The organism is Bifidobacterium amazonense, assembly GCF_018555435.2.
Classification (GTDB): Bacteria; Actinomycetota; Actinomycetes; order Actinomycetales; family Bifidobacteriaceae; genus Bifidobacterium; species Bifidobacterium amazonense.
The window spans coordinates 1-4,920 of record NZ_JAFEJT020000103.1; the positions used below are offsets into that span (position 1 = coordinate 1).

General features: G+C 65.2%; 2 protein-coding genes. Both read left to right on the plus strand.

The genetic code is table 11. The annotated features are described in order from the left end of the window. The first annotated feature begins 152 nt into the window (after positions 1-152). Positions 153-1,685 carry an ABC transporter substrate-binding protein gene (locus tag JS533_RS13320; RefSeq protein WP_241515276.1) on the plus strand — a complete coding sequence of 511 codons (1,533 nt, stop codon included), beginning with the start codon at positions 153-155 and terminating at the stop codon, positions 1,683-1,685. 62 nt (positions 1,686-1,747) lie between these two features. Continuing rightward, positions 1,748-4,516 (plus strand): valine--tRNA ligase, encoded by a 2,769-nt coding sequence (valS, locus tag JS533_RS13325; protein WP_241515278.1) that lies wholly within the window; start codon positions 1,748-1,750, stop codon positions 4,514-4,516. The last annotated feature ends 404 nt before the right edge of the window (positions 4,517-4,920 follow it).

A 4,920-nucleotide genomic window follows, 5' to 3' on the forward strand; every position in this document is an offset into this window, starting at 1 on the left:
ACAGCATCGCGCGACAGCGCGATTCCGAAACTGCCAGACACGTCAACAGTGAACTTATGCACACCAAAATGCGAAGAGCCGAGTACCTGATTTCCCTCGATGACGTCCATGGGCATACCCCCGAATAGACGCCACCGGTTACACTGGGCTCCATGCACAGGCAGAAGAAGACCGCACTCCGCTCGTGGCTCGTGTTCGTGGCGACCACCGTCATCCTGTCCCTCGTCGCATGGCTCGGCTGGTCGTGGGCGCAAGGCACCATCACACTCCCCCGCGCCACCCCATCCAACCTCAGCACGGCAAGTGTCACCGTCGGCCTCACCGACGCGCCGCAATCGCTCGACATCCGCACCGACGCCAGCGCCAACGTCGAACGCGCGCTGCTCGGCAACGTGTATGAAACGCTCGTTTCACGCGACGACAACAACCAGATCGTCGCCGGCGTCGCGAAAAGCTGGACCGTCTCCAGCGACGGTCTCACCTACGATTTCACGCTGCACCGCGGCATGACGTTCGCGAACGGGCACAAGCTCGACTCCGCCGACGTCGTCTGGTCCATGCAGCAGATCGTCAAAAACAAATACCAAGGAGCAACCGCACTCTCCGGACTCGCGTCCGTGGCCAATCCAAGCCCGACCAAGGTCACGCTCACGCTTTCCAAGCCGGACCCGACGCTGCTGCGCGCGCTTTCGGGCCGCGCCGGCATCGTCTACGACAGCGAATGGAACGGCGACTACGCGACGCAGACGGCCGGTTCCGGTCCGCTCGAAGTCACCGCATTCGACAAGGGCGGTTCGGTCACGCTCAGCCGCAACGACCGGTATTGGGGCGACCCGTCCGGCGCGCAGACCGTGACGCTCAAGTATTACGCGAACGACGACGCGCTCGCGAAGGCCGCGCTCAACGGCGACGTGAACGCGTTCTTCACGCCCGACGCGGCGGCCGTCAAACAGCTCGACGGACAGTCGTCGTGGCAGGTCGAATCCGGCACGTCGACGACCAAGGTGATGCTCGCGCTCAACAACGACACGAATTCGATCTTCTCCGACGCGCAGGCGAGGCAGATCGTCCGTTACGCGGTCGACGCGAAGACGATCGCCGCGTCCGCCTCGGATTCGGCCGGAGAGCTCGGCGGCCCGATCGGACCGTTGGAGGAGGGATACGAGGATCTGACCGGCCTGTTCCCGTTCGATCAGGTCAAGGCCGCGCAGATGATCGCGTTCTTCGCGACCGGCGCCGCGTATTTCGGCACGGTCGAGCTCGTGGTGCCGACCGCATACCAGTCGCTCGGCGAGACCGTCGCCGGATACCTGCGTTCGGTCGGCATCGACACGAACGTGCAGGCGGCCGACGCGGCGACCGTCGCGCAGCGGGTCAAGGACGGGCAGTATACGATGGCACTGCTGGCGGGCGACGCGGACGCGGCCGAGTTCGGCACGTCGGACAACGTGTTCCGCTACACGAACGGCACCGTGCAGGACGCGTACAAGAGCGCGATGGCGGCGACGAACGACGCCGACTACCAGTCGCGTATGAAAACGTTCGCCAAGACGGTGAGCCAGGACGCGGCGGCCGACTGGCTGTACTCACGCAAGACGTTCGCCGCGGCGGCCAAGGGCGTCACCGGACTGCCGAAGAACATGACGGACGATTATCTGCCGCTCGCCAAGGCCACGGTCAAGTAACCGGCAGACTCCGCTCCCTGCCGCTCCCCACCTTGTCACCTAAGCCGCATAAAATCGCGCGTATGACCGAAATCATCAACGCAAATCTGACCCCATTGCCCGACAAGGTGGGCGTGGACGGTCTCGAAGACAAGTGGCGTGCCGTCTGGGACGAGCAGGGCACCTACAAGTTCAACAACACGCGCGACCGCAAGGCCGTCTACTCGATCGACACCCCGCCGCCCACCGTCTCCGGCCACCTGCACGTCGGCCACGTGTTCTCCTACACGCACACCGACGTGATCGCACGCTACAAGCGCATGCGCGGCTACGACGTGTTCTACCCGATGGGCTGGGACGACAACGGCCTGCCGACCGAGCGCCGCGTGCAGAACTACTACGGCGTGCGCGTGGACACCTCCATGCCGTACGACCCGGATTTCGTGCCGCCGTTCGAAGGCACCGACGGCAAGAAGATCGACGCCAAGGACCAGGTGCCGATCTCGCGCCGCAACTTTATCGAGCTGTGCGAGAAGCTGACCGCGCAGGACGAGAAGCAGTTCGAGGCGCTGTGGCGTTCCCTCGGCCTGTCGATCGACTGGTCGCAGACCTACCACACCATCGGCGAGCACCCGCAGCGCGTGGCGCAGAAGGCGTTCCTGCGCAACCTCGCCCGCGGCGAGGCGTACCAGAAGGACGCACCGGGCCTGTGGGACGTGACGTTCCAGACCGCCGTGGCCCAGGCCGAGCTCGAATCCCGCGAATACCCGGGCTTCTACCACAAGGTCGCGTTCCGTTTCGAGGACGGCACGCCGATCTACATCGAGACGACCCGTCCGGAGCTGCTCGCGGCCTGCACCTCGCTGATCGCGAACCCGGACGACGAGCGTTACAAGCAGTACTTCGGCCAGTACGTGTACTCGCCGCTGTTCAAGGTGAAGGTGCCGATCCTCGCGCACCCGGCCGCCGAGATGGACAAGGGCGCCGGCATCGCCATGTGCTGCACCTTCGGCGACGTGACCGACGTGCAGTGGTGGCGCGACCTCAACCTGCCGACCCGTTCGATCATCCAGCGCAACGGCCGCATCGTCATGGACACCCCGGACTGGATCGAGGACGAGGGCGGTCGTGAGATCTTCGCCGAAACCGCCGGCAAGACCACGTTCTCCGCGCGCAAGATCATCGTCGACCACCTGCGTGAGTCCGGCGATCTGGATGGCGAGCCGACGCCGACCAAGCGTATGACGAACTTCTACGAGAAGGGCGACAAGCCGCTCGAGATCGTCACCTCCCGCCAGTGGTACCTGAAGAACGGCGGCACCGACGCGGCTTTGAACGCGGAGCTCATCGAGCGCGGTCGCGAACTCAACTTCCACCCGGACTTCATGCGCGTGCGCTACGAGAACTGGGTGCACGGCCTCAACGGCGACTGGCTCATCTCCCGCCAGCGTTTCTTCGGCGTGCCGTTCCCGCTGTGGTACCCGGTCAAGGCCGACGGTTCCGCCGACTACGATCATCCGATCACGCCGAGCGAGGACATCCTGCCGATCGACCCGACCATCGACGTGCCGGCCGGCTACGATGCTTCGCAGCGTGACGTGCCCGGCGGCTTCACCGCCGAACAGGACATCATGGACACGTGGGCGACCTCGTCGCTCACCCCGCAGATCGTGACCCACTGGGAGGAGCCGGACGAGGCGTCCAAGGCGCTGTTCAAGGCCACGTTCCCGATGGATCTGCGCCCGCAGGGCCAGGACATCATCCGCACCTGGCTGTTCTCCACCGTCGACCGCGCGCATCTCGAGAACAAATGCCTGCCGTGGTCGAACGCGACCCTGTCCGGCTGGATTCTCGACCCGGATCACAAGAAGATGTCGAAGTCCAAGGGCAACGTCGTCGTGCCGGACAAGCCGATCAAGCAGTTCGGCGCCGACGCGGTGCGCTACTGGGCCGCCGCCGCGCGACTCGGCCTCGACGCCACGTACGACGAGGGCCAGATGAAGATCGGCCGTCGTCTGGCGATCAAGCTGCTCAACGCGACCAAGTTCGCGCTGGCGATCGGCCGCGAGGACGAGAACCATCACGTCGGCGCCGCGGCTACCGCCGCATGGAACCCGGCCGACGTGACCGAGCCGCTTGACCGCGCCGCCATGGCGAAGATGGCGCTCGTGGTGCGCCAGGCCACCGACGCGCTCGAGTCCTACGAGCATTCCAAGGCGCTTGAGGTCATCGAGAACTACTTCTGGCAGTTCTGCGACGACTACATCGAACTGGTCAAGAACCGCGCCTACGGCACCGCCGACGCGACCGGCCACGTGCCCTCCGAGGCCGCGACCAAGTCCGCCCGCACCGCGCTGGGTCTGGGTCTCGACGCGTTCGCCCGCCTGCTCGCCCCGTACCTGCCGTACGCCACCGAAGAGGTGTGGAGCTGGATGCATGAGGGCGAAGGCTCCGTGCACCGCGCCGCATGGCCGACCCCGGACGTGTACGCCGAGGCCGCGTTCAAGGTGTCACCGGATCTGCTCGCCCACGCCGGCGAGGCGCTGGCCGCGCTGCGTGGCATCAAGTCGAAGGCCAAGGTCTCGATGAAGACGCCGATCCTGTCGGTCAGCCTCGGCGTGGCCGACGACGTGCGCGAATCCCTCGAGGGCGCGCTCAACGACATCGCGGAGGCCGGTCGCGTGGTCGGCCGCATCTCCTTCGTACGCGCCGCCGTAGCCGCCAAGGCCGCCCATGAGGCCGTCGCCGCCGCTGCGGACGCCGCTGCCGCCGCCAAGGCCGAAGCGGACGCCGCCGTCGCGGTCATCGTCGAGGACAGCGAGCTCGGCGAGCCGCCGGCCAAGAAGAAGTAAGGTCTCTCTTCTTTTTCTGGCACTCTGGCAGCCACGGGCATAGTGTCCGTAACACAGACAGGGGTGTGTCGGGAAATGATCCCGACACACCCCTTTTTTTGGTGTCGCACTGTTTCGTTCGCCGTATCGCTCTGCCGTATCGAGCTAGCATATCCGCTTTATCTGTAGCGTCCCATCGTCATATCGGGCGGTACTCCTCCGCCAAGCCGTCCGTCATACTGCCTATCCGTCCTGTTGTTGTACCGTGTATCGTCCCAACCGCTTATTCCACGCTGTCGTCATATCGGACTGTCATCCTGTCGTATCGTCTTCCGTACCATCCTTCGTATCCATCCCGCCGTACGCCGCCCCGTTGCACAGCCCTGCCTCCTGTCGTACCGTCCTAATGTGCCGTCTATGCCCAC

What these genes read in the sequence shown, in the direction of transcription:
- JS533_RS13320 (WP_241515276.1), top strand. Translation starts at nt 153, where the DNA reads ATGCACAGGCAGAAGAAGACCGCACTCCGCTCGTGGCTCGTGTTCGTG.
- valS (WP_241515278.1), top strand. Translation starts at nt 1,748, where the DNA reads ATGACCGAAATCATCAACGCAAATCTGACCCCATTGCCCGACAAGGTG.